The 26,335-nt window shown below is 59.5% G+C and carries 23 protein-coding genes and 1 pseudogene; 16 read left to right on the top strand and 8 right to left on the bottom strand.

What is annotated here, in order from left to right:
* Nucleotides 1–19 precede the first annotated feature (19 nt).
* The 4 genes and pseudogenes from B4V06_RS00320 (at nt 20) to B4V06_RS00305 (ending at nt 3,474) form a co-directional block, all read left to right on the top strand.
* Nucleotides 20–805 carry a sulfite exporter TauE/SafE family protein gene (locus tag B4V06_RS00320; RefSeq protein ID WP_123115102.1) on the top strand — a complete coding sequence of 262 codons (786 nt, stop codon included), beginning with the start codon at nt 20–22 and terminating at the stop codon, nt 803–805.
* 59 nt (nt 806–864) lie between these two features.
* Nucleotides 865–1,854 (top strand): annotated as a pseudogene (locus B4V06_RS00315) (IS630 family transposase); the annotation flags it as partial.
* A gap of 178 nt (nt 1,855–2,032) precedes the next feature.
* The gene (locus B4V06_RS00310) at nt 2,033–2,737 is read left to right on the top strand and encodes a metal-dependent transcriptional regulator (protein WP_498166508.1); all 705 of its coding nucleotides are present in this window, start codon (nt 2,033–2,035) and stop codon (nt 2,735–2,737) included.
* A complete protein-coding gene (locus tag B4V06_RS00305; protein WP_498166505.1) occupies nt 2,734–3,474 on the top strand; it encodes a TMEM165/GDT1 family protein in 741 nt (246 codons plus the stop codon). Before B4V06_RS00310 ends, B4V06_RS00305 begins: the two co-directional genes overlap by 4 nt.
* Nucleotides 3,475–3,618: 144 nt before the next feature.
* On the opposite strand, the gene B4V06_RS00300 is transcribed toward B4V06_RS00305, so the two are convergent.
* From B4V06_RS00300 to B4V06_RS00270, 7 genes are all read right to left on the bottom strand, one after another.
* Nucleotides 3,619–4,002, bottom strand: coding sequence for a SpoIIAA family protein (locus B4V06_RS00300; protein WP_142987657.1), 384 nt, complete (start codon nt 4,000–4,002; stop codon nt 3,619–3,621).
* A gap of 26 nt (nt 4,003–4,028) precedes the next feature.
* Nucleotides 4,029–4,955: a cation diffusion facilitator family transporter gene (locus B4V06_RS00295; RefSeq protein ID WP_498166502.1), complete on the bottom strand. Its 927-nt coding sequence runs from the start codon at nt 4,953–4,955 to the stop codon at nt 4,029–4,031.
* Nucleotides 4,956–4,977: 22 nt separating this feature from the next.
* Nucleotides 4,978–7,626, bottom strand: a complete 2,649-nt coding sequence (locus tag B4V06_RS00290) for a heavy metal translocating P-type ATPase (protein WP_498166499.1) — start codon at nt 7,624–7,626, stop codon at nt 4,978–4,980.
* Nucleotides 7,627–7,735: 109 nt separating this feature from the next.
* The gene (locus B4V06_RS00285; protein WP_321166838.1) at nt 7,736–8,041 is read right to left on the bottom strand and encodes a cupredoxin domain-containing protein; all 306 of its coding nucleotides are present in this window, start codon (nt 8,039–8,041) and stop codon (nt 7,736–7,738) included.
* A gap of 141 nt (nt 8,042–8,182) precedes the next feature.
* Nucleotides 8,183–9,439 (bottom strand): ZIP family metal transporter, encoded by a 1,257-nt coding sequence (locus tag B4V06_RS00280; RefSeq protein WP_498166495.1) that lies wholly within the window; start codon nt 9,437–9,439, stop codon nt 8,183–8,185.
* Nucleotide 9,440: 1 nt separating this feature from the next.
* A complete protein-coding gene (locus B4V06_RS00275; protein ID WP_498166492.1) occupies nt 9,441–10,700 on the bottom strand; it encodes a multicopper oxidase domain-containing protein in 1,260 nt (419 codons plus the stop codon).
* A gap of 128 nt (nt 10,701–10,828) precedes the next feature.
* Complete coding sequence (locus B4V06_RS00270; protein WP_498166490.1) at nt 10,829–11,506, bottom strand: metal-dependent transcriptional regulator; 678 nt, start codon at nt 11,504–11,506, stop codon at nt 10,829–10,831.
* 218 nt (nt 11,507–11,724) lie between these two features.
* Here B4V06_RS00270 and B4V06_RS00265 point away from each other — a divergent pair, with 218 nt between their 5' ends.
* The 5 genes from B4V06_RS00265 to B4V06_RS00245 all read left to right on the top strand — a co-directional run bounded on the left by B4V06_RS00265 (nt 11,725) and on the right by B4V06_RS00245 (nt 14,136).
* On the top strand, nt 11,725–11,892 hold the full coding sequence (locus B4V06_RS00265) for a DUF1931 domain-containing protein (RefSeq protein ID WP_498166487.1): 168 nt from the start codon (nt 11,725–11,727) through the stop codon (nt 11,890–11,892).
* 75 nt (nt 11,893–11,967) lie between these two features.
* Nucleotides 11,968–13,020: an exodeoxyribonuclease VII large subunit gene (xseA, locus tag B4V06_RS00260; protein ID WP_498166484.1), complete on the top strand. Its 1,053-nt coding sequence runs from the start codon at nt 11,968–11,970 to the stop codon at nt 13,018–13,020.
* 3 nt (nt 13,021–13,023) lie between these two features.
* On the top strand, nt 13,024–13,206 hold the full coding sequence (xseB, locus tag B4V06_RS00255; protein WP_498166481.1) for an exodeoxyribonuclease VII small subunit: 183 nt from the start codon (nt 13,024–13,026) through the stop codon (nt 13,204–13,206).
* A 147-nt stretch (nt 13,207–13,353) separates the two neighbouring features.
* Nucleotides 13,354–13,728 carry a hypothetical protein gene (locus B4V06_RS00250; RefSeq protein WP_498166478.1) on the top strand — a complete coding sequence of 125 codons (375 nt, stop codon included), beginning with the start codon at nt 13,354–13,356 and terminating at the stop codon, nt 13,726–13,728.
* 183 nt (nt 13,729–13,911) lie between these two features.
* Entirely contained in the window at nt 13,912–14,136 is a 225-nt protein-coding gene (locus B4V06_RS00245) for a hypothetical protein (protein WP_498166475.1), read from the top strand.
* Between the two features lie 20 nt (nt 14,137–14,156).
* On the opposite strand, the gene B4V06_RS00240 is transcribed toward B4V06_RS00245, so the two are convergent.
* Nucleotides 14,157–14,360, bottom strand: a complete 204-nt coding sequence (locus tag B4V06_RS00240) for a hypothetical protein (RefSeq protein WP_498166473.1) — start codon at nt 14,358–14,360, stop codon at nt 14,157–14,159.
* Nucleotides 14,361–14,499: 139 nt separating this feature from the next.
* On the opposite strand from B4V06_RS00240, the gene B4V06_RS00235 reads away from it, so the two are divergent.
* The 7 genes from B4V06_RS00235 to B4V06_RS00205 are packed head-to-tail and all read left to right on the top strand — an operon-like array spanning nt 14,500 to nt 26,329.
* Nucleotides 14,500–14,922 (top strand): hypothetical protein, encoded by a 423-nt coding sequence (locus B4V06_RS00235; protein WP_004594540.1) that lies wholly within the window; start codon nt 14,500–14,502, stop codon nt 14,920–14,922.
* Between the two features lie 25 nt (nt 14,923–14,947).
* Nucleotides 14,948–16,603: a DUF8186 domain-containing protein gene (locus B4V06_RS00230; protein ID WP_498166470.1), complete on the top strand. Its 1,656-nt coding sequence runs from the start codon at nt 14,948–14,950 to the stop codon at nt 16,601–16,603.
* Nucleotides 16,603–17,505 (top strand): hypothetical protein, encoded by a 903-nt coding sequence (locus B4V06_RS00225; protein WP_498166468.1) that lies wholly within the window; start codon nt 16,603–16,605, stop codon nt 17,503–17,505. The genes B4V06_RS00230 and B4V06_RS00225 overlap by 1 nt, the downstream gene beginning before the upstream one ends.
* Nucleotides 17,498–18,871: a TrbL/VirB6 family protein gene (locus B4V06_RS00220; RefSeq protein ID WP_498166466.1), complete on the top strand. Its 1,374-nt coding sequence runs from the start codon at nt 17,498–17,500 to the stop codon at nt 18,869–18,871. Before B4V06_RS00225 ends, B4V06_RS00220 begins: the two co-directional genes overlap by 8 nt.
* Nucleotides 18,872–18,877: 6 nt before the next feature.
* Nucleotides 18,878–19,891 (top strand): TraC-like domain-containing protein, encoded by a 1,014-nt coding sequence (locus B4V06_RS00215; protein WP_498166463.1) that lies wholly within the window; start codon nt 18,878–18,880, stop codon nt 19,889–19,891.
* Entirely contained in the window at nt 19,888–21,972 is a 2,085-nt protein-coding gene (locus tag B4V06_RS00210; protein ID WP_498166460.1) for a VirB4 family type IV secretion system protein, read from the top strand. Before B4V06_RS00215 ends, B4V06_RS00210 begins: the two co-directional genes overlap by 4 nt.
* Complete coding sequence (locus tag B4V06_RS00205; protein ID WP_498166457.1) at nt 21,965–26,329, top strand: primase-like DNA-binding domain-containing protein; 4,365 nt, start codon at nt 21,965–21,967, stop codon at nt 26,327–26,329. Before B4V06_RS00210 ends, B4V06_RS00205 begins: the two co-directional genes overlap by 8 nt.
* Nucleotides 26,330–26,335 lie beyond the last annotated feature (6 nt).

Raw genomic sequence — 26,335 nt, 5'->3', positions numbered from 1 at the left:
AAGGGTTGATCGACCTACGATGTTTGACGCAGTCCTCCGTGTTGATCTTCTTCTCTTTTTGACTATTGGTGTGCTTGGTGGGGCACACTGTATCGGTATGTGTGGGCCGCTGGTGACCATGTATGCCGAGCGGATGGCTCCCCGTGGAGACGCCGGGACGGTGAGGTCAGGTACCCCGGGTCAACGTGGACATCTTACCACATATGAGGTTCGTCAACACGCTCTATTTAATTTGGGGCGGACGGTCAGCTACGCGCTCATCGGTGGGGTGTTCGGCGCGCTTGGTGGTTTCGTGTTTATTTCAGCGGACCAAATAACCGCAATCGCCGATTCCGTCCGGGGCGGCGTCGGTATTTTGATCGGGATATTCATCATCGTATCCGGTGTGAAATATCTTCTCGGAGGTGCTGCTGGTCTCGGAATTCCTGGAGTACAGAGAGTAACCAATTGGATCGCTGTTCGCGTTGACCGATACGTAAATACTCCTGGAATCGTTGGCCTCGGTGCGCTTCATGGGTTGCTCCCCTGTCCGATACTGTATCCCGCGTACCTGTTCGCATTCGCGACGGGATCTGCTGTATCCGGTTTTCTCGCGTTAGCGACGCTTGGTATTGGGACGATACCAGCCGTTTTCGCTTATGGAACGCTTATTGAGTCCGTCGATGCCATTCATCGCCGACGACTCCATCGTCTCCTCGGTATCGCCTTCATTCTGCTGGGATACGTTTTGTTGGGACATGGATTGATGGCAATCGGCATCACTGTTCCAACGCCGATGCTTCCACGATATCAACCGCTGGGGTGACCATGGCTTAATTATAGTAGAAATTAGAACTATCCGCACGGAGTGCTGTACAGTATCTAATGGATCATCTCGACGAGATCTCCGTCGAAGAACTCTAAGACGCGCTTGACAACGTCGACGGAAACAAGCCGACGCAACGTTGTTAGCTGCGATCGCGTACAAAAACGGCGTCACACAGACTGAACTTGCCGAGTGGCACGACACCGGCCGACGAACGATCTACAGCTGGCTCAACCGACTCGATACTGACGAGCCACTTGAACAGGCTGTAACTGATGCTCATCGATCTGGTCGAAAGCGAAAATTATCAGAAAAACAGAAGCAAGAATTTGGACACACTGTCCACGCATCACCCAAAGAGATCGGTTTTGACGCGCCGGCGTGGACGCCGGTGCTTGTCAAAGAATTTCTCGAAGAAACGTACGGCGTCGAGTATTCACTTCCGAGTTGTCGGCGGTTGTTGAAAGAGGCAGGATTGAGCTATCAAAAGCCACGCCGTTCAGCCACTGAATCCGACGAAGACGATCAAGAAGCGTTTCACGACGAGATCAAAAAAAGCGGCGAGAGATAGACGCCACAGTAGTCTGTATCGATCAAACCAAGAAATCCGTCCAAGTCGAGCCGCGTGGTTTCCGCGCGGCACGCGGCCTTCTGTCGAATTATCCGGTCAACGGAAGTGGACGTGCTTGCTCGGCGCGATCACCGAGGACGGCGATCGCTTTTTCTCACGGCTTCCCGAGTACGTCACCGCTGATCACGCAAAACATTTCATTTTAGCACTATGTGACGAATTTGAAGAGGATCTGATCGTCGTGCTCGATAGCGCACCGTATTTTCAGACATCGGCTGTCACGGACCTCGCGGCCCGTGACGACCTCGCCTTTGTGACGCTCCCGTCATATTCGCCGGAGTTGAACCCTGTCGAGGAATGTTGGAGACAGCCCCAAGCAGCTCTCAGCAACCGGTTCTTCGACTCACTCAACGAACTTACAACAGCGATCGATACTGCTCTTGACCAAATTTCTATCCCAACTGTGTTCGTAGGCTTCCTAATTAATGTCTCAAAAGACGGTCAACATCTTTTCATCAACTTTCCCTCAGTGTACGCACTTCACCTGCTGCTAATGGAATGAATTCTCCCGATGGCTTTTCGTGAAACTCGACTGAATCGGGATCCTTCACGATGGTTCCCAAATATTAAATTAGACGAATCTAAATGGTAGTTATATGTCTCCGAGTCCAGTTGTCGAGGATACCCTCAAAACGATCTACCATCTCCAGCAGGAGGAGGATCCACCGGTTGCGACATCCGCTATCGCCGACCGTCTCGACAAGGCACAGGCGACGGTCACGAGTACGCTCGACCGACTTGAAGCGCAGGGACTGATCGCACGCGAACCGTACCAAGGAAGCGAACTCACTGACGACGGCGAAACCGTTGCAGTCGAAGTACTCCGGCATCACCGGCTCCTCGAAACCTATCTGGCCGACCACCTCGATTACCCTTGGGAGCAGGTCCACGAAGAAGCCGACAGACTCGAACACCACATCAGCGAGGAGTTCGAACGGCGGCTCGCCGAGACACTCGAAAATCCCCGGCGAGACCCCCACGGCGATCCGATTCCAGGTGAAGATCTAGAGCCACCGAATCAGGACCCCATGAGACCCCTGTCAGCCTGTGAGGTCGGCGATCGAGTGGTCATCACTCGTGTTAGCGATCGCAACGAGGATGATCTTGCGTACTTGGCCGATGTCGGGATCACGCCGGGCACAGCTGTACGTATTGTCGATGTCGCCCCGTTCGGCATGATTACTCTGGATGTCGACGACACTGAGCAAGCTATTCCCGAAGGGGTTGCGACGTCGATCCGCGTGACCTCCCTGAACGACGTCGACGACTCGGTGAGCGTCGACCACCGGGGTGATGCATGACGCCGTTTCTGGAGATCGTCGTAATCGCGGCCATCGCGCAGCTCACCGTCCTGCCGGGCGAGAAGGTCCAGTTCATCATCGCCGGGCTCTCGACCCGGTTCAAACCACTGCTGGTCGTCGCGGCAGCTGGGACAGCGTTCGCGGGCTGGACCGTCCTCGAGATCCTGTTCGGTCAGGCGCTCCAGCAGGCGCTCCCGGGCGTCGTCCTCGACGGGATTACGGCGGCGCTCTTCCTGCTGTTCGCGGTGTTACTCGTCCGGTCAGCCCCTGGTGGGCACAACGTCCCAGTTGAGAGCGGCACACAGACGGATGGTGGCGTCGTCGGGACACGAATCACGGACATCAACCCGGAGTTCGAAGCGTTCGGCTACACGATCGGCGGGCAGCTGGGCGAATTTCTCACCATCTTCGCGATGATGGCTGCTGGAGAGTTCGGTGATAAGACCCAGCTTGTCACCATCGGGCTGGCGGCACAGTACGGGGCTAGTGCCGCGATCTGGGCGGGTGAAATGTTGGTCATCATCCCGGTGAGCCTTGCGAACGCGTACTTCTTCCACACGTTCTCACACCGCTTCGACGTCCGGAAGGCCCACTACGCCGGGGCGGCACTATTTGCGTTCTTTGGGGTGGATACGATCTTAGGGATAGCGACCGGCCCGGAAGCGGTGTTCGGTCACAACAGCCTCTGGGAGGCGATCGTCAGCGCCGTTTCGGATGCGCTCCTCGCAGTCGTGTGACCACTTCTCGCTTGCCGTACTACGGTGGAACTGTTGATTCTTCATCGAAACTCACAGCAGAGACGTATCTCATCCGCTGGGATGCCAATCTCCCGGGGCGAGAACGTGCTGTTTGCGGTACGGGAACCGAAGCCAATCTGTCACTCATCCCTTCTCGGAAAGCCAGTCGAGCGCTCTCTCGCGCTCGATACTGTCGAAATATCGCATCTCGTCGGGCGCGACCGGCCAGATCGGCCGGATGACACGCCACCAGTCAAAGAGCAGCTTCGCCCACCTCGAATCGCCGACTGCGGCGTACCGGTCGATATCGAAGTCAGGACCGTACCGGAGATCGGGAACCACCCCGTGGAGATGTGTGAGAAACGTCCCGAACGTCCAGTTCGGAACTTCCTCGTACACGTGGATGCGTCCCTGCTGGTCGCTTTTTTCGACGAGTAGCGAGTACAGCTCTCGATAGCCTGCTCTCGTCCCTCGCCCGACGCGAATCGCAACGAGGTTCCCGTTCGTCTCGTCTAACACTTCGAACATTCGATTGGGTGCTGCGTGAGCCATCGTTAGTGGGAGTGATTCGTCGTACCGACAGGGTCGGTATCGGGGTCGGCACTCCCGACGAGCTCGACGGTTGCGTGGTCGATTCTTCGATCCGTGAGATGATCGTGAACTCGCGCCCGGATCTCTCGTTGTTCTTCGAGAGTGGTCGCTGTCTCGGTGAGCCGGACGGTTGCGACGGTGAGTTGACTACACATCTGCCAGACGTGGAGGTCCTCAACTTGGTCGACGCCGTCGAGTGTCGTCAATTCATCCTGAAGCTCTTCTGACGACACCGGGCTCCGTTCCAACAGGATCGAGGTGCTTTCCCGGAGAACGTTCCCGGCCGACGCGAGTACCACCAGCCCGATGACTACGGCCGCCATAGGGTCTGCGATGGGGAGATCGAACACTGCGACAGCGGCAGTCGAGACGATTACCGCAACAGAGCCACCGGCGTCTCCGAGCAGGTGGTAGAACGCGCCCCGTTCGTTGAGGCTCATCTCATCACCTTGTAACACGTACACGGAGCCGATGTTTACCAGCAGTCCACCCGTCGCGATGATCAGCGTCAACTCCGGATTGATCGCTACCGGCTCAAGGAACCGCTGGTAGGACTCCCAGACGATGTATCCGACCATTGGAAGGAGCAAGACCCCGTTCAGGAAGGCCGCAACCGGCTCCAGTCGGTGGAGACCGTACGACCACGCCTCACCGCCCTGGAATCGTTCGGCGGTGTAGCTCGCCCCGAACGCCATCGCGTACGCAAGCATGTCGAACAGCATGTGGAGTGCGTCGCTGATGAGCGCCACCGAACCGAACAGGAGTCCACCAGCCAGCTCGACGGCGAAGCCGACGAAGTTGATAACGGCCACGAACGCCAACCGTCGAGTACTCTGCTCTGTCGTCTGACGCCGGTCCTCGTCGTCGTGCTCGTGCGTATGGAGGGACATCGTCTCGACCAGTGAAGAGTGGTTAGCTGTCGGCCACCGCGTCTCTATCGTCAGTCGCAGGACGGATCCGCGAGAGTCGCATCGCGTTTCCGGTCACCGCGGTCGTCATGCCGGCGTCTCCGGCGAGGACGGCGAGCCAGATCGGAACGTATCCGAAGGGGACCGCGAGCGCCAGTCCAGCCTTCACTCCGAGACTCGCCCAGATGTTCTGTCGGATGACGCCGTTCGCGTCGTTCGCGAGTTCGTAGAGGTACGGGAGCTTCGCGAGGTCGTCGCCCATCAGGGCGATGTCGGCCGTCTCTAACGCGGTGTCCGTCCCGGCCGCGCCCATCGCAACGCCCACCGTCGCCGTCGCGAGTGCCGGGGCGTCGTTGATGCCGTCACCGACCATCGCAACGCCGTCGTACTCGTCGACGAGCTCCTCGATCGCCGTCACCTTGTCCTCGGGGAGTAATTCGGCCTGGTACTCGTCGACGCCGACCTGCTCGGCGATCGCGCGGGCAGTCCGCTCGTTGTCACCCGTCAGCATCACCGTTCGGGCAACACCGAGCTGCTTCAGTCGCGCCACCGTTCGCTTCGCTTCCGGCCGAATCTCGTCGGCAACCGCGATGACGCCTTCGAGTTCGTCTTCGGTCCCAACGAGAACGACGGTCTTGCCTTCTGCTTGGAGTTCGGGAACGGTCTCTTCGAGGAGATCGAGACAGTTGTTCCGGTCACACATCTGTCGGGCTGTCTGCGTCACGACGCCACCCTCGGTCGTCGCGTGAACGTGCGACAGGTCGAACTCTAACTCCTCAAACAGACCCGGCTTGCCTGCGAAGTGAGGAGTCCCGTCGAGATCGGCGCGAACACCCTTTCCGGTGATGCTCTCGAAGTCATCAACCTCGCGCTCGGCAACCCCTGCGCTGCCGGCTTCGGCGACGATTGCCTCGCCGATGGGGTGTTCACTCCGTTGCTCGAGCCCGCGTGCACACCGAAGTACGTCCTCCTCCGAGTTCCCGTTCAAGGGTACGACGTCGGTGACGGTGAGCTCACCTTTGGTGAGGGTCCCCGTCTTGTCGAACGCGACCACATCGACGCCCCCCATCGCTTCGAGGTGATTGCCGCCCTTGATCAGGACGCCGTTCTTCGCGGCGCTCGTAATTCCCGACACCACCGAGACGGGCGTCGAGATGACGAACGCACACGGGCAGGCCAGGACCAGTAAGGTCAGCCCATAGACGACGGCCGTGGACCAGGTTGTGCCGAGGATATACGGGCTTGCTAGTGTCGTCAGGATGGCGAAGGCGACGACCACTGGCGTGTAGTACGTTGAGAAGCGCTCGACGAACTGCTCGCGCTCGGTCTTGTTTGACTGAGCGTCTTCGACCATCTCCACGATACGCGAGAGCGTGTTATCGCCGGCCTCGGAGGTAACCTCCACCTCGAGATACCCCTCTTCGTTGATCGTACCGGCGTACACCTCGTCGCCAGTCGTCTTGTCGACGGGCACGCTTTCGCCCGTGATAGGCGCCTGGTTGACGGCGCTTTCACCGTCGACGACGCTTCCGTCCATCGGGATTTTCTCCCCTGGCTTGACGACGACGATGTCACCAACAGCGACCTCGTCGACGGGAATCGTCTCCGTGCTCCCATCACGCTTGACGGTCGCTTCATCCGGCGAGAGGTCCATTAGCTCGCGGAGCGAGTTCCGGGCACGGTCCATCGAGTACCGCTCCAGCAGTTCGGCGATGCTGAACAGGAACGCGAGGGTGGCGGCCTCGAAGTAGAGTGCCTCCCCGAAGGCGAGGCTTGCAACGAGTGCTCCGAGGATAGCCACCGACATCAGGAAGTCGATATCGAGGTTCAGATTTCGCGCCGAGTAGTAGCCGTTGCGAAGGATTTCCTGGCCGCCGAAGGCGACGGCGACGAGGAATAGTCCGTCGGCAACGAACAGCTCCGTGCCGAGAAGGCTCGCAATCTCTCCGTTCTGCCCAGTGAGGAAGAATTCGAGGAGCAGACCGAGAGCGACGAACCCACCGCTGATCCACGTCTTGAGTGCCCGCGGACTCACCCAGATGCTCTCGCGTTCCTCGGTCGCGTTCTGACCTTCGGACTCGTCGCTCGAACTGTCTGTAACCTCGTATCCAGCACGTTCGATAGCACTGATTATCTCGGCTTCTCCGGCCTCCGAAGAATCGTACGTGACAACGACGGTTCCGGTCGTTGGCTGAGTTTCATATGCTGTGACTCCGGCTTTGTCGAGTGACTTTTCGATCTTCCCCGCACACGAGGGGCAGTCCATCTCGGGCACCGTAAATTTCGTCGTTATTTCGTCGACGTCCTCAACGGTGTATCCCGCTTTTTCGACCCGATCAGCTATCTCGGTAGCGCTGGTTTGATCGCGGTCGTATGAGACTGTCAACGTTCCCGTCGTCACTTGCGGGTCGAGACTGTTGATCCCGTCCAGTTTTTCGACGCTGTTCTCAACTTTTCCTGCACACGAGGGACAGTCCATCTCCGGAACCGAGAGCTGTGCAACATTCCCTTGTCCGTGTGGTGGGGAGGTGTCATCGACATCCCTTGTATGCTGAGTGGACTCGTGACTATGCTGAGATCCCTCTTCGTGCGTGTGGGTTCGATTCGGCGGTTCGCCACGTTTGTCGTGGGAATTATCGTCAGGTGGGGTCATTACTCGCCGGTTGCCGCTACAGATTTATTAAATCTACTGCGATAAATGCTCCCTATTATGTTAATTATTAATAAAAACTATGTATTGAGCTATTAATATTCCCGTCAGATCATCTCACTCGAACTGTCCCGACCATTCCAGAACTCTCATGCGGAATACAACAGTACCCATACGTTCCGGGTTGATCGAACGTGTGCTCGTAGTTCTCCCCCGGGGCGATGAGTCCCTCAGTAACCCGGTTCCTCGCAGCACGCTCTGACTCGAAGCCACCACTTGCGAAGTACACGGCCTCGGCAGGAATCTCGTCTTCGTACGCTGTGACCGTGTGCTGGATGTCGCTCTCGTTCGTCCACGTCACTGTCCCTTCGGTTTCGATCGTCGCAGTCTTCGGCTCGAACGTGTGATCGTCGGGCATCGTGACGGCCAGGCTCGACGATGCCTGCCCGCTCAAACATCCAGCGGTGCTCAGCGTCGCCAAGGCGGCAGTACTGAGTCGCAATACCGTCCGTCGATTGTAGAATTTGAGTGTCATTGGAACAGAGATGGGTGGTGCCTATCAGAGCGCCACGAAGAGGTCGGTCACGTACATCACTCCGAGGCCGAGCAGGAACGCAAGCAGGTTCGTGGCGCTGGCCACGCGACCGCCTGCATCCCGAACCATACCCGCGATCTCCCAGTTGACCTGTAGGATCGCACCAACCCCGATCGCGAGGAAGAAGGCTCCGATCGTCGGCGAGTACGCGAGACTACCGATCCACCCGCCGAGGATGACGGGGGCACCGGCGATGACGCCGAGCGCGGCGAAGTGCTTGAACGACGGACGCTCTCCGCGGGCGACCGGTGCAACGACGGCCGGGCCTTCCGTCACGTTGTGGAGCATGAACCCGATCACGAGGAACGCGCCGAGCGACACACGCCCGAGTGCGAACGAACTCCCGATCGCCAGCCCTTCCGCGAGGTTGTGCAGGCCGATCCCGACCGCGACCAGATAGGCGATCCAGAGACCGCTACTCGCCCGACTGTCACCGGCGGCGACACGGCCCTTGCGCCACGCGCTGATTGCCTGAACGAGAGTGAGTGCGCCGAGGATCCCGAAGACGACCAAGAGGTCGCCCTCGTACGCGCCCGGAACCCGTTGAGCGAGTTCGAACGCCTCGAATCCGGCGTCGAACGCCAAGAAGCCGAGGACGCCAGCCGCGAACAAGAGCACGGCGTGTAGCCACCGATCGCTCATCGTCTTGATGTAGGGGAACCACAACATCCCTAATGCGACCGGGATCACACCGACAAACAGCCCGATGACTGCAAGCGTCCAGAGCAGACTGAGGCTGAATCCAGGTGCCTGACTCGGAGCGATGATCGTATTCTCGAATGTTGCCCCGTCAGAGAGTACGAGGGCGACGTTGAGATCCCATCCCGGATTCCAGTGATACGGGATCACGATCTGTGCGCTTTCCATCGGAGCGAGCGTTTGGTCGCCACCAGCTCCTTCGACCTGAAAATTCCAGTAGGCCTCATCGACGAGGACCTGTGCTATCGTCACGGAATCGGGCCCGTTGTTCGTTACGTGTAACACGACCGTTTCGTCGCTCGGAAGCGTCGTGTGCGTGATCGTCACGTCGGGAAGCGGTTCACCACTCTGGCTCTGAATACTCGCGAGTGGTGACGTGAACGCGAACACACCCAAGACGAGCACGAGCAACACGATCGGGAGTATCGCGCTGACCCATCGCGGTAGTCCGAGCGGCTGTGTGACCTCGTTTTCAGTAGATACACCACCGTCTGGCGTTGGTTTTTGTGTCTCATCTGCCATGTTAGACCACCTCAAAGAAGCTCATCCAGCCGAGTTCGGCGAACTCGGATTGGTGGGCGTGGAACATGTACAGCCCGGGTTCGTGATCCGAGTAGTCGAGCTCGATGATACCGCGTTGCGCCTGCGTCTGCATGATCGTGTCTACGGTCTTGCGCGTCGGTGTCAGCGTAGTCCCGTGGTCATAGTAATCGAAGAACTGCGAGTGCGTGTGGAACGAGTTGATAAGGTCGAACTCAGTCGCATTGGAGAGATACACGCGTTGCCGTTCGTTCTTGTCGATCTGGATGGGACGCTTCGTCTCGCCCGCCGTCCAGTTGCCGGTGCCGTCGGTACTACCGACCCCGTATGCGAACGCCCGTGTGTTCGCCGCGTAGACCTCGTTCCCGCCGTCGAAGTTAGTGTCGAACGAGTTCATCACCATGACCATCTCGTTGACGGCGTCGTTTTCGGCGTACTCGTGGTTCCGGCTCTTCGCCTCTTCGACGAACCGCGTCCGCATGTCGTCGGTAATCGGTCCGGGGTAATTGACGTAGTCGCGTGGATTCTCCCTGACGCATTCGGGGTCCGGATCGACGATGATCGTGCCGTAGAGTCCGCGGTGGATGTGCTCTTTCAGCGGGAGCGAGTGGCAGTGATAGAAGTGCGTACCGGCGGGCTGGGCGATCCACTCGTAGGTGAAGGATTCACCCGTATCAAGCACACCGGGGCCGTTCTGGGGAATCCCGTCCATTCGCGGGTTGAGGTTCTTCAGGTGTGGATGAATCGTGTGTGCGTGTCGTCCCAGATTCGTGAACTTCACGCGGATCAGGTCACCCTCGACGGCGCGGATCGTCGGGCCCGGTACCTGGCCGTTGTACGCCCACGCTTGAAACTCGACGCCCGGCGCAATCGTGATCGTCGTGTCGACAGCAGTGAACTCGAATTCCCGTACGGTTTGGCCGTCCTCTTCGTAGACCTGTTGGGGAACGTTATCCTGTCCGCTCTCTCCGGTATTGAACGCAGTGAGGAACTCGTGCGGGTCGAAATCCAAATCCTGGTATTCACCTACCGCACCGAAGTTTCCGTGTCCATCCTCATCGTCGTGCTCGGATGAGGCAGCTGCTCGGGAACTCCCGAGTCCAACTGCTGCACTGCCTGCAACACCGAGACTGCCAAGGACCGTGCGGCGACTAACACTCGTTTCACCAGTGAGTGATTCGACCAGTCGCTCCTCAAGCCGTTTCGTGACGTCTGCTGCGCTATTGTAATCTATCGATGGCATGATCTCCTCCGCTGGTCAAGCCTTCGCATACCCATACACGTCCATTGCACCACCCAATATATAAATTAGACCCATCTAAACTTAGATTGAGGCTAAACTAATAGACTCGCTACTGGAGACACATCAGTTTAGTTTGAGGCTCCAGTGAGCGTTTGAGCGGTTATGGATCGGGCCACTTCCTCTGGGAGTGCAACTCGTTCGTCGGTGCCATCTGGATCAAGCGTCACCATCCCAAATGAGGTGGTCTCAACAATTTCGACTACAGTTGTTGGGGTAATCCCGTGTTCAGACAGGTACCGGAGTAGATCTGGATCATTGTCTGGCACCCGTTCGATTCGAACCTTGTCGCCGACCTGCTGATCAGCGAGGGTTTCACCGGATTGTGGCGGTGAAACGTCCAGATCCGCTGTGGGAATCGGGTCGCCATGCGGGTCAACTGCCGGATTCCCTAACTGCTCTGCAATTCTGTCGGCGAATTGATTGCTGATATGGTGTTCGAGGCGATCTGCTTCGTCGTGTACCTCAGCCCAATCGTACTCGAGGCGCTCCGTTAGGTATCGTTCTAAGAGCCGATGATGGCGAATGATCTCGAGCGCAACAGGAATTCCAGTGTCTGTGAGTACAACGCCCTTGTAGGGTTCGTAATGGACAAAATCCCGCTCTGCTAATTTTTTTACCATACTGGTGACTGACGGTTGTGCTACGTCCATATGCTCAGCGAGCGTCGAGGTCCGCACCCGTTCATCCGTTTCGTCCTGGAGGTAATAGATCGCTTTGAGATAGTCCTCCATGATGGCGCTCAGCATTAGAGTGAAATTAGACTGGGCTAAGTTTATAATTTGCCGCGAGATGATTTGTCTTGTCGACAGCTGTGAGCGTAAGTCTGAGATGGGCCGGTTATCGCCACGGTCAACACTTGCGTATTGATTTTCCGTATCTTCCTGCTGTGCCACTCACTGATGCTCAGAATGGCGCATCGAGAATTCGAACCTTTATAATATAGACGGGAGAAGTCGGCGATGGAATGTCTGACCTGATCGTCAAAGCAGCCGTGAAGGACGCACTTTCGGACCACAACGTCTCGGCAGATTTCTACGACGCCCTCAACGAAGAGGTCGCCGAACTGATTGACGACGCCGCAGAGCGTGCCGAGGCTAACGACCGGAAGACGGTCCAGCCCCGCGACCTGTAGGCCTACTTTGCGTAGCCGACCCCGCCACTCGAACGTAGCTTTTTGAGGTTCCTGTTCAGAAGTTAGGAAACGGAGATGGCGGACGCACCGGATACCGAACGGCAGGCGGTCGAACCCGATGCGAGAGAGGTCCTTAGCGTGTCACAACTGAACGACCGGATCGCGTCGGTCGTCCAGGACACGCCTGCCCTCAACGGCGTCCGCTGTATCGGGGAGGTCACTGACCTCCACGAGAACAGTACGGCGCTCTACTTCACGCTGACCGACGGCGACGCCGAACTCCCCTGTATGATCTGGGCGAACCGTTACCGGGGGATGGACACCGACCTCGAGGACGGGACCGAAGTCATCCTCGAGGGCGATATCGACTACTGGGTCGAAGGTGGGAAAATCGACCTCAAACCGTGGGAAGTGATCGTCGTCGGCGACGGCGACCAAGCAGCTGCCGTCGAGCGGCTGCGAAGCGAACTCGAAGAGCGTGGCTGGTTCGACGACGAGCAGAAACAGCGCCCGCCGGCGTTCCCGGAGCGGGTCGGTGTCGTGACCTCACTCCGAGGGGATGCTCGGTACGACATCCAGAGCGCGATCCACGAGCAAGACCCTACAGTCGACATCCTGGTGAAGGATGCGACCGTCCAAGGGTCAGAGGCCCCGACGTCTATCGCGAATGGGATTCACCATCTGGACCGCTCCGAGGACGTCGATTCGATTATCGTCGGCCGCGGCGGTGGGAGCGATTCGAACCTTCAGGCGTTCAACACCGAGCGGGTCGCGGAAGCGATCTTCACCGCGAACACCCCGATCGTCACGGCAATTGGCCATACTGACGACCGACTGATCGCGGACCGGGTGGCGGATATGGCTGCAATCACACCGACAGCGGCCGGCGAGTACATCGTGAAGTCTCGGAATGACTTCCTGGCTAGCGATATTGACCCGCTTGAGCAACAGCTTGAGGCCGCGTACGAGACCTTTGAACAGGAGCACGAACACGAACAGGAACTGGCCGAGGCAGTCGAAGAGGCGACCGCGCCTGAGGGTCTGTCGCCGGTTTACTACAAGGTTGCAATTGTCGTGCTCCTAATGCTGTTGCTGCTCATTACTGCACTCTGGCTGGGGGTGATCTAAGCGATGGCGAAAGACTCGGATATCAGGAGTCGGATGAACCGCATCGAAGAGATTATCGATCAATTCGACGCGGATGAGGTTTCACTTGATGAAGGGAGTGAGCTGTACGAGGAAGGGCAGGAGTCGCTGACTGAAATCCGCGAGCGACTCCACGAAGGCCAGGGCGAGGTCATCGAGATCGAATGAGGAACGGGGACAGTATCGACTGTTTCTCCGCGTTAACCAACAGCCTGCCGTTGATCACGAGATTGTTGGTTAAGGTCGCTGGCCACGGCTACCCTTCAGGCTTAACTGCGATGTGCTCCCATCTCGAACCGTTCGGCGAGAATTCCAATGTTCCATGAGACGGTTCTGATATTCGGCGTCTACCTACTCGCGTGTGGTGTAGCGTGGCTCCTCCACGAGTCCGCACACTACGCCGTCCACAGTTTCTATGCGGAATCAGTCTCGTTCGGTGTCAATCGACGTGGCCCATACGTCGACGCCGTTTACGCCCCGTCTACTCCGACGGTCGCTATCCGACTCGGTTCGATCGCGCCGACTCTCCTCTATACCCCTATTGTCGTACTCGGAATTGGAGCCTATCTCTCGTCGAATCCGGTTCCACAGCTGGATCCAGTCGGGTGGTCGCTTGTCGCCGTTCCCCTCGTGATTTTGACTTTTCCGACTGGTGCTGATATCCAAGCGTGTCTCAACGCCTCAGAATAGCGTTTCTTAACGTGTATTCGGTCGGCGTCAGACAAACACTTCATTAGTTATATAGTCAGATTTTAAGAAAGTCATTGGCCGTCAGTATTTAGTAGATAAGACGCAAGTATGTGCAAATGTATCATGGCACAAGCCAGTCCCCGCAGTACCCACCGTGAACCTGATACGGACGGGCGGTCCTCCGTGTCAATTGAAGCGTGGTTGGAGGCGGTCAGTAGAGAACTGGATCCCGCCGAGTGCGAGGACCTCTCCGAACTCGGCATCTACTCGATCCACGAACACAGCAGCGCCCGCACGATCACCCTTCCCCAGAATGCAGACGAGTTCGAGGACGCGACGACGGTAAAGCAGTACTATTTCGAGGGCGAGGATTGTCCGCTTCTCATCGTTGCTCCGCTGCAGATCTAAGTCGCCCTGTGGGTCGTAGATCAGCAGTCGGCGTCGTCTTCTTTGTGGTCGGAATAAAACTGGATGAGGTACTGAAATCGGCCTGTATCACTCGTGAATGAATCGAGTTCATCCTGTAACCACTCGTATTTGTCCTGCGGGATTCGCATATTGATTCGGGCCACATCGTCGCTAACATCCGAGCTGGAGTTACTGGCGCTGGTCGCTGTGTCTGCGTCTGACATTAGTTCGACCCAAGCTATGCGGTCGCATATATCCACGCGGAATGAGAACTTCTCTAGAGAACTTGGAGAACTTTGAAGATCTCCAAATTCATCCAAATTTTCTGACCTCTTTTGGTCGTGCTATCCTTTCCCACAAACGATGTGTGCTAAGGTCCCCTCCGGCGAGACGCCGGCCAGTACTGAGGAATCGACGTCCGTCATTCGGATCATCCACAGGTCCATCGGCCCGATTCTGCTGGCGCTCCTCCCGCTGATCCTGTTCGTGGGGACGGCGGCCGCACAGTCGGATCCAGGGAGCGCATTCTGCGACTCGAACATGGCCGATACCATCCAGAACATCTTCACTATCATCCAGTTCGGTGGACCGCTCATCGGCGGCGTCCTCGCGCTCGGCGCGACGGTGGCGATCCCGTTCACCCGTCGCTCGGACTGGAAGAAGGAGATGAAATCCGTCCGGAATCAGGGCCTGCTCTGGGGCGTGATCGTCGCCCCCCTCGGGACGGAGATCGTCCAGTTCATCCTGAACAACATCGTGGTCGGTGGCACGAGTTGTGGGTTCTAACTACGCAACAGGATTCGCACTCGTCATGTCCGCCGTCCTCGTCGCATCGACAGCCGCCGTTCCAGTGGGCGCCCATCCCCCGAATAGTACTGACCACGGCGTCCCGGAGGAGACCTTTCACAAACTGTGGTCGGGGGATCAAGACGGTGCGACCGACGGTGCGAATCTGAGTAACGGGTCGGCGGTCGAGCAGCTTGGCGAGGGGACCGATGTCCCGTTCGATTCGCCCCCGCGGGCAGTCGAGCGATGGAACCGGGGCGACCACCAGGAGTTCCCGGCGACCAACAGCTCCGTGTCGATCCATCCACCAGATGCGGACCTCACCAGCGACCAGTTCATCAAGGAAGCCTATACTGAGGTGTTCGCCGTCCAGCCGTCCACCCGAGCGCGCCTCTCGTCGTCCAGACAGCCGCTTTACGTCGCTCCAGACGGGACGCTCCGCGGCACCGTCGATTACCGGGTGGCGGTGCCGCCTGACGACACCTCCAGCGATCGACGCGTCTATTGGAGTCTGGAGAGCCATCAGGTTGAGGAGACGAGACTCCTCGTCGATGGCGACGAAGAGACGACGGCTGGTGGTTCCCACACGCCGGCACTGTCGTACTCCTTGGATGGATACGCCGGCGAGGACCATCAGCTCACGCTTCAGGCGAACATCTCGGTCCGACTTCGGAAGGAGGTCGAAGTTTGTACCGCTCACAACGACGAAGGCGATTGTACCAACTGGGAGAGTTCCGTTTCATACCCGACCGAGACCGTCACGGTAACCGATTCTATCGAGGTCACGAAGTACGACCTCGCGGTATCAGGGTTCATCGCGGAGTATCCGAACGGTGATCTCGGCCTCGTCGTTTACAAGAACCAGCCGTGGCTCGGCTACCAGTTGCCCAACGGTGACGTCCGAGGAGTCTGGCGGTTCTACTCGGCCCGTGACAAAGACTGGGACACGCTGGTCTACAGCTCGGACGATGGACAGCGGACCGCTCACTCACCGCTCCATCCACTCCAAGTGAACGCGTACCCCATCGAGACGGGGCCGACGCCGTCGCCCCGCCGGAACGTGACGATACTGGATGTGTACGGCACGTCGACGTCGCCGCCGACGCTCCCGTCGAGCGTCCACTTGGACGTTCTCACGGAGCCGTACACGGCCAGCTACGGCATCGCGACGCGAGCCACGACCGACGAACAGCCTGAGACCGTCCGTGCGTGGGGACTCGTCAGAGGGGTTGAGGCGGAACGACCCGCCGATGAGTTCGCTCGAATCCAGATCTACGAGAGCAACCTCACCCTGGAGGTGATGAACCAGACTGAAGACACCGTCACCGTCCGGGTTACGCTCCTGAACGCGAATACCGACGCACCAATCAACACCGCCGAACGAGACGGCTACGTTGTCGTCAACGGGCAGCGTGTGAACACGACCGGGAACGGAACCGTCAGGATGACGATTGAACGTTCCCCTGGCGGTGTTTCGGCACGATACGAACCCGGCCACTGGTGGCTCAATCCTCCCGGCTATACCGGCGACTCGGATACCGTCCTGCTGCAAGGCTCGGTGCTCCAGCTGGTGTCGACGCTGTTCCGGATCGGCGTTCCCGTCTCGCTGTTCCTCCTTGCAGTGTTCTTCATCGATCGGATTACAGGGTGGCGTATCTGGCCCCCGTGGAGGTCACTATAATGATCAGAGAACATTCAGAATCCCATGACCGGAATTCGGAACGGTGGATTAGTCGACGCCGTCTTTTGGCTTCGTCTGGAACAGCCCTGCTTGTAGGAGTAGCAGGGTGTTCCGGAACCGATGGTCCCGGCAACCAGACTGAATCCCCAACAGATTCGTCCTCAACGTCGCCGTCTACAGATTCGGTATTTGAGGAAATCAGCTTCGCGGGATCCCACCTTGTGGTGACGCTGGCTGATGATCACGACGTCGACCAACTCAATCTGATTGGCCCAGATGGTACTACGTTCGAACAGTCAACCGTTGCACAGGGAGCTACAAGAGTCGAAATACAGATCGTCTTCAAGACTGGTGGGACGTACTCTGCTGGCGAGTACGAGTTAGTCGCTGTTACCGGGGAGTCATCTGAGTCGATGTCGCTGGAGCTTCGGCCCGATATCCAGATCGTCGATGTCGAGCCGGAGTTCGATGAAGATGATGGCTACAGTAGCGGTCGGCTCTTTGTGACGGTCGAGAACGTCGGTACTGGCCCCTCTTGGGTGTATAATATTGGCTTCCGGAATGCGCCGTATCGGAACGCACCTGAGGTCATCGAAGGAGACGGCGTTGCTGATACAACGTTCGAGCGTCCGGAGGCGAGCGAAGAATTCCTCAGCCCCGGTACTGAACGGGAATTCCTGAAACAACGGGGTGTTCTCGTCATCGATGACAACGACGATGTCTCATGTCAAAGTGATACTACAGAATTAACCGTCGTTGTTCAGACCCCACACGGAGATATTGAGCAACCGATTCGGGCAGAGCTGTCCGGTGGATACCATATCGACGACCAAGGCGCGATCCAACACCCGTGTAAAGACGTCCAGATTGAACTACTGGACGGGGGTGGAGACAATGCGTAGTCCCGTTCGATTCCTAATTCGCTCTATCGTCGTCTTCTTCGGGCTACTGAGTACGGGCACTGCTCCGGTTTTAGCTCAAAGTGACGGGGGCAGCGATGGCGGTGCCCTTGGAGACATTATCATCAACGCTATCCAAGAACTCCTTGAGATACTCTTCAGCCCCATAGAGACCGTCATCGAAAATCACGGTGATGCAGTCTTGCGGACAGTGGTGGGTACTCCCCATCCAGATTCGGTGTTCAATCAGCCGACGAACGCAGCGTGGCCTGGAATTTACGACTACTACTGGGAGATAATTATCCCGCTTTCGCTATCGCTGTACGGTCTCTCGCTTGGGATCGTCATTTTCCTTGAATCGACGAGCCACTTGTTCAACGGATACCATCGCTCGAAGCTCAAGAAACGCGCCTTCGCCGGACTGCTCGGTATCTTGTCGTGGTGGTGGATCTCAGCGCTATCGTTGCGGTTTATGGATGCATTGGCTGGGTTCCTCGTCCCCTCGGTGTCAGAGATCTCGCTATTCCAGACGCTGTCGTTCACTGGGATGGGCGTGCTCGGCACGGTCGTCGCTCTCTCAACGAATTTGCTCCTATTCGTGTTGATCGGCCTGATTTACCTCGCGAGACAGCTGGCGCTCTACCTATTCGTGTTCCTGATGCCACTACTCATCGTATTCTGGATCCCTGGCGTCGGGCCGTTCGCCCTAGTCTCGAAATTCATGAAGAAGTTGGCCGGGTTCTACGTCCCTTTCCTGTTTATGACGGTCCCGGTTGCTCTCCTGTTCCGTCTCGGGGACATCTTGGGAACGAGTTTCGGCCCCTCAGCTGGTGAGTTCGGGGCTTGGTTGACGGCACTCGTTATCCCGCTTCTCGCCGTTGCCTCTCCGTTTGTTTTGTTCTGGCAGGCCGGGGCGTTGTTCTTCATCGCCGACAGGGCGGCCAGACATATGTCTGCTGAGAAGGCCCGTAGTCGGTTGTCTAGAGGGCGTGAACAAGTCCAATCGGCCAAACAGGGTGGGAGAAACTTCGTTCGAGGAGTGCGCGATGAGCCCGCAGTCAAGAGCGGTGGCCAATACGTCTTGAACTCTGGTGATTCGAGAGCCCACTCTACCGGCCAACGACTCAATACGACTGGCTCTCGCCTCCGTGAAGCGCTCACCGACGGCAGTGGTGGAGGGGGAGGAAACAGCGGAGGCGGAGACCTCGACGGCGGAAATGATGGTTCTACGGCCGATTCCACCACCAGCGAGGATAGTAGTGGGAACGATGGAAGCGAGGAGTTCGATCGAGACGATGCGTTCCGGGACCCCCAGACTCGGAACCGGAATCGAGACTCAGCAGATGACCCGCCACGCTACATCCACTAACAACCCATGAGCTCCGCAACTGACCCCGCAAAACGCATTCCGAAGTCGCTCGGTACCGACACCCAGTTCCTCGGGAAGTACTCGCTGACGGACCTCGCCGTTGCGGGCCTTCCCGGCGTACTGGTAGTCTTGGTGACGCAGGTCGCTATCCCACCGTCACTCACCGTTCGCGGCATTCCGGTGTCCGCCCTCACGATCCCACTCGCAGCGATTGCGATCGCCTTCGGTGGGCTGTTCGTCTACCTCACCCCCGGCTACACCAACAGTCTCGACTGGCTCGGCCTGTTCGTGAACTTCCATCGCAGCGAGACGGAGATCGCCCACGAGGAAGCGAAGGAGTACACCCACGTCGAGCGCGTCTACCCGCGACACAACGCCATCGAGCGGACGGATCGGGCCCTTGTCGGAGCCGTTCAGGTGTCGCCACCGACGATGGCGCTCGCGACCGACGAGGAGTGGGCCCAGAAGGCGGAGGCCTTCCAGGACTTCGTCAATACGACCGTCGAGTTCCCGATCCAGATTTACTCGACGACGCAGGCGTTCCCCGCCGACGAGTACGTCGGGCGGTACGAAGACCGGTTGAGCGACCCGGACGTCAAATCGAACGAGAAACTCCAGGCGCTCATCGAGCACTACGTCGACTGGTACGACCGGGAGCTGGCGCAGCGTCAGATGACCATTCGCGACCACTACGTCCTGATTCCGGTGCGACCTGAGGAGGTCCGATACGAACGGGCCAGCCTCCTCGAAAAGCTCGCTGGGATTCCTGTACTGGGCATCCTCATCCAGATTGTCACGGCGCCGCCGGAGGAGGAAGAGCGAGCCGCGATGCTCGAGGAACTGGACGAGCGGCGCCGGCGGGTCGAGCGCGGCCTCCGCGGCATCGAGGGGTGTGACACGCGCCCCGTTGATGCAGCCGAACTCACCCGCCTCGTCGCGGAATACTGGACCGGCACGGAAATCGAGTACGGCGACCCCGAACAGGTGCTTCGAACGTCCCCCGTCATCAACAAGTCATGATTGGAAACCTGCTTCCGTTCACCAGCTCGGATAGTTCGGAAACCGACGACGAGGCCACGGCAGACGAGGGCCCCGACGAAGAGGGGGAAGATGCTGAATCACAATTTACCGTGGACTACGAGGCCGACGGTGAGGCAGTCGACGGCATCCCCGAGATCCATCAGACCGTCGTCTCGCCGTCGAGTATCGAGCGAACGCCCAGCGCCCTCCGGACTGACACCCAGTGGGCGCAGAGTCTGTGGGTCGGTGAGTATCCCGATGCGCCGATGGATGGCTTCCTCGAAAAACTGTACGCGGCCGCCGAGACCCAACAGACAGATGTCAGCATCCACATCGATCCTCGTGATACGCGAGAGACGTTGGATTCGCTGGAGAACAAGATCGAGGACCTCGAAGCCGACTACGAGTACCTGACCGAGAAGCATCGTGCGAGCGCCCGGGGCGTCGAGAAAGACCTCGAGGACCACCAGGAGATGTACGACGTCCTTCGGAACACGTCGATGCAGGCGTTCGACGTCTCAATGTATCTCACGGTCAGGGGCGACGATCGCGAGAACATCGACACCGAGTCGGTGTCGACGACGGCACGGCAGGCCCCCGCGAATCTGACGCCGGTGACGCCCCGGTGGTCACAACTGAAGACGTTCACCTCAGCGAGCCCGATCGCCCTGGATCAGTTCAACGAGACGCTCGACAGCAAGACGCCGATGCTCGGTGGGGCAGTCGGTGCGATGTTCCCCTTCGTTTCCGGTGCGTTTGCGGAACCCGGCATCGAGTACGGGACGTACGCGCTGAATTCGAGCCCGCTCATCCTCGACCGATTCAAGCGGCAAACCGGCTACTGTATGATGGTTATCGGCCGGCTCGGTGCGGGCAAATCCTTCGCGACGAAGCTCCGGCTGGTGCGGCGGGCGATGTTCGACGAGGATACGGTCGTCATTATGCTCGACCCGATGCGGGGGTTCGCCGGCGTCAACGAGGCACTCGATGGCGAGCGTATCACGGTCGGTGGCCGGCGAGGGCTGAACCCACTGGAAATCAAACCGACGCCCGACCACGTCCTGCAGGAGGTCGACGACATCGACCCGTGGGGCGAACAGATCAACTGGGTGATGACCTTCTTCGCGACGTTCTTCGAGCACGTCGCAGACCATCCACTCGGCGAGCGCAACCAGACGCTCCGGCGGGCCGTCCAGGAAGCCTACGAGAAGCGCGGAATCACCCGCGATCCGGAGACGCACACCCGGAACTCGCCCACCATTCACGACGTCATCACGGTCCTCGAAGAGATGGTGGAAGATCCCGAAGAGTACGGGTACGTCACGGATGGGGAGCAGGAAGCCGTCCAGTCCGATGCCCAGTCGCTGCTGAAGGACCTCCGGCCGTCGTTCCGCGAAGGCGGTGAACTCGAGAATCTGGCCCGCCCCTCAGAGTTCGACCTCGATTCGAAGGTCATCTACCTCGATCTCCACCAGGAGGAGGGCACCCGTGGCCGAGCGGAAACCAGCCTGATGATGCAGGTGCTGTTCAACAGCGTCTACGAGCGGGTCAAGCAGACCGACAAGCGCGTCGTCTTCTGCATCGACGAGGCGCACTACCTGATGAACGACGCCGTCTCGCTGGACTTCCTGGAGACCGCCGTCCGACACAGCCGCCACTTCGATCTGAGCCTCGAATTTATTACGCAAACGGGGGGCGAATTCGCGCTGACGCCGGAGGCACGCACTATCGCGAACCTCTGTTCGCTGACTGTCCTCCACCGCGTCAACGAGGAGAAAGAGAAGATCGCCAAGTGGTTCGACCTCAGCGAGCGGCAAGTGAACTGGGTCACCTCCGCGAAGGCCGGGGAGGACGAGGACGGCTACTCGGAAGCGCTGGTCGGCATCGACCAGGAGGGCTGGTTCCCACTCCGAATTCGGGCGAGCGACTATGAGGCCCACGTCATCGACGGCGGCGCTGCGGACGTGGCCGAGCTCGAGCCCGAACCGACGACGAGCGTGACGAATCCAGATAGCCGACCCGCCGGCACGCGTGCCGACGGCGGTGAACCAACTAGCACTACCTCTCAGGAGGATGACTGAGCAGCCCCCGTCAGAACTCCCGGCAGTGGCTAACGCTGACGAGTACATCCGGATCACTCCCTCCCGAAGCGACCTCGCGCCGGAGACCGTAGTCCGCCAGCTGGCCGGCCTCCACGGCCTTGACGCCGGCAACGACGGATTTCTCGCAAGTATCGGTCCCTTCGGCGATCCGCCACCGTTGTTCGAGTTCCTCGCAGTGAGTGAGGGGGCAGACGAGCCGGTCGAGTTCTATTACGGGGCCGACCGTCGGTTGGATGCCTTCGAGGAACGCCTCCGGACGCTGTATCCACCGACCGTCACGTTCGAGCGGGTCACCCTTGACTTGGAAGCGAAGCTACTCTCATCGACGGCAGACCCGACGCAGGACCACAGTGCCGGGGGATACGAGAGCTACGGAATAAACTCTAGGACAGCTGAGGAATCATCCGGAGACCCAAGTTCGGATTCAGAGCCTGTGACTCTCTTCGATTCATCGGGGGAGGAACCGGTCGGTGACGGCGGAAGTGTGCTGTCGGAGAGCTCTACGTCGCAGGACGAGGACGAAGTCTTGTTCGAGGCCGATTCGAGTGACAAATCCACAGCGGCTGGTCCGTCCGACTCCGAACTCGATGCCGATCACCAGCCGGCTCATACGCAACCGACCGTTGACGAGACGACCCCACTCGGAATCAGTTGGCACGGGCAGGCTACCCGGCGGGAAGACTGGATGACGACACTACCCCAATTCACGAATACGGAAGACGACGATGACGATCACGCTCGGGCCCCGCTCGCGTCACTCATCGATCAGCTGACCCGGGCCGAACACCCGATCGCCTTCCAGGTACTCTTTCAGCGGAAATCGGACTGGACGCACGAGGCACGAGAGCGCCAGCGGAAGCTCCGTGAAGGCGAAGACCGAGTCGTCGACTGGTTCTTCGGAGAACTCCTTGGAAACACGGAGAACGAACCACAGAGTCCGTCGAACACCGGGCGACAGCGTCGGTATCTCGACATCGGTGGGCGGGAGCGAGTGGAGGCTATCGACGAGAAGGAGCCACAGCACACGTTCACGGTGAATATGCGGGCGCTTTCGCTCGTGACTTCCGACCGACAACGAGAGCGGGTTGACCATCGTCTCGACGATATCGGGTCGGTATTCGATCACCTGAACGGGCCACACTATCGGCTCCGACCGAAGCGCATCCGCCGTGGGCTTCGAAAGGGGCGGCGGACCAAGAAGCACGCCGACCGGGTACTCAACGCTACGTTGGCTACCAAGAGCAACTGGCGGAAGACCCGCCCCGATCTCGTCCTCGGGCCGGCTGAGTTAGCGAACTTCGTGGTCGTTCCGCCAGCGACTGACCTCACGACCGAGGGCGGGCGGGGGTCCGACGCCGAACCCGAGAGCCGGACGCCCCTGCCACTCCCGGCGCAGGACCACATGGATGCGTTCACGGACGCCGGGATGGCGATCGGCCGCGGTCTTGGGGAAGACGGTACGCCCACGTCGGAGCCGATGCGGATTCCCCCGCATCTACTTCCGTTCCACGTCGGCCGGTTCGCGAAGAGCGGCGCCGGCAAATCGGTCGCGCTGATCAACGACGCGCTCTCCCTGTACGACCATACCACGGGCCCAGTGTTCCTCATCGACTCCAAGGGCGGGAACCTCCCCGAGAACTATATGCGGGCTCACGGGAAGCGCTTCGGCACCGACGACCTCGAGGAGAACGTCCTCCACTTCTCGGTGCCTGACATCCTGCCTGGCTTCGCGTTCTTCGACATTACGCCGGCGCTGGAAGATGGGGTTCGTCGCGTCGACGCGATCCAGGACAAGGCCGACCACTACGAGGAGCTCATCAAACTCGTGATGGGGCCGGAGCGGTACGAGGACGCCATCGCCTCGCCGACGCTCATCAAGTACCTCATCAAGGCGATGTACGACGAGGAGTACGGCCTCGAAAACGGACATTTCCGGCAGGATACGAACTACTTCACCCACGACCAGTTCGAGCAGGCGGTGACCCAGTTCCACGCCGCCGGGCCACCAGATTCGACACCCGAAGACGCACCGCGAGCCAGCGACCCGCAAGTCGCGGAGAAACTGGAGCGACACCTGCGCTCGAACCCGGCGACGTTCTCGAACGTCGTGAGCGGCATCAGCAACCGGATGGACTACATCACGCAGGACGCCCACCTCCGGCGAATCTTCAACAATACCCAGTCACAGTTCGACTTCCGCGACCTCCTCGACGAGGACAAGGTGGTCATCTTCGACCTCGGCGATCTCCGCGACGAAGCCGCCCGCGTGATGACCGGCGTCATTCTGACACAGCTCTACGACGCCGTCAAGCGTCGCGACGGCGACGAGCTGGCCCGCAAGCCGGACGACTACGTAGCGAACCTGCTCATCGACGAAGCGTCGTCGGTCGTCGTCTCGGATACGCTGACGACGCTGCTCGAAAAGGGGCGGGAGTTCCGGCTATCCATCGAACTCGTGACGCAGTTCCCCGAGCAGATGAAGGAGGCTGGCAACCGCGAGGTCTATCTGAACGTTCTGAACAACATCGGCAGTCCGCTCGTCGGGAAGATCGCCGTCGACGCCGACATCGCCGAGGCACTCTCACACGAGGCGATGGATCCCGTCGAGTTCAAGAATCGGATCAGTTCGCTCCCGCGTGGCGAGTGGATCGCGCAGCTCCCGAGCCCAGAGTTCGGCGAAACCGGCCCCGACCCGTTCAGTATCGAACCCCTCCCGATTCCGTCTGGGCATCTTGATAGCGAGCAGCCTCTGACTGGGGCGCAGGAAGAGCGGTTCCAAGACGCCCTGGAGGCTGTTCACGAGCATACCCGCGAGGAGTACGGGGTCGCCGGCGGCACGACCGTGGAAAGCCGTGACGCGGCGACTGACGTCGCTCTGAAGAACGCCGACGACCTGCCGTTGGAGGTCGCGATGGCCCGGGCGATTCGCGCTGTCCAGCTGTCGAACGACGTCCGCGAGACGAACGGCTGGGTCTCCGTCGAGGAAGTCGACGAGGAACTGCTCTCGCGAATCGAGGAAGGAACCATTGAGGCGCAGGGCTACGAGACGCTTCCGGAGGTACGGGAGGCGTCCTCGCTCATCGAGGTCGATCTCCCGGACGGGGGATCGTCGGTTCAGTGTCGGCTCACAGATGAGGGTGAGGAGGCAGCCACGCCCGACACGTCGACGTCACCGACCGGCGGGGGCGAGCACCACGATTCAGTTCTTGAAACGGTCGAGCAGTCGCTCGCAACTGCGGGGTTCTCTGTGGAGGTCCTCGATCAGAACGGGGAGTCCCGACCCGATGCCATCGCAACCCATTCTGACCTCGACTGGGAGCTCCAGGTCGAAGTCGAAACCACCACCCATGTCCGCCCGGCGAAGGTCCTCTCGAACCTCCGGAAAGCCCAGGAACAGGAGCGACTCCCGTTGTTCGTCGTCGCAGACCACGACGATCAACCAGCCGCCGAGATCGCCGACCGGCTCGCGAAAATCCTCAGCGAGCCGCGAAATCAGCTCTCCTCCGGTGAGACGCGCTTGTATACGATGAACCACAACGTCACGTTCAACGGCGGTGCGCGAGCCGCGGATGGGGTGACGGCTGTCCGGCCGGCCACTGGCGGCAGTCGCCACACCCGCTGGTTCGAGCGGGACGGTGCGTTCGTCCTCGAGGATAGTGCCGGGGACCAGCACGCCCGGATCGACTCCTTCGACGCCGTGTCGAAAGACCAGTTCCCGGCGACATACAGCTACGACGCCGAGAGCGAGACATACACCGTCTTCAGGCCGGGAGAACTCCCCGAGACCTACGAGTCCCGCGAGGCATTCGAAGCGGAGTGGGTGCCTGTCAAGCGCCCGTTCGTGCCCAGTACCGACCTTCCGGTTCCGGACTACACGGAGCGCACGTATGCGATTGCGACCACCGAGGGCGACCAGACGCTCGACATCTACACGCCAGACACGGAGACGGCCACCGGCGTTCCGGCACTCGTGGACGCGATCCAGGACAGGACGCTCCATCCAGCAGGGGAGCCTCCGAGTGACTCGACCGATTCCGACGCGCAAGAAGACAACGAGGTGGACCCGTACGGCATTCGGGCATTCGTCCAGGACCGGCTCACTGAATCCGACGACGGGGTCGTCGCGGTCGCTGAGGTCTACGATGCCTACGAGCAGTATGCGGCGGCCGGGGGATACGAGGTGAAGCCGAAAAACCGATTCACACAGACGCTTCGCGACCACGCTCAGTTCGAGCGTGACAAGAAGTGGTTGGACGGCCAGACGCGGCGGTGTTACGTCGGAATCGAGTTGTCCGACGCCGGCGACCAGGAGGGACCAAGCGATGCCAGTGCGTAGTCGTTT

The organism is Halorubrum sp. B53 (assembly GCF_059752395.1).
Note: the sequence above shows the minus strand (reverse complement) of the source record. Positions and strands in the feature narration are given on the sequence as shown.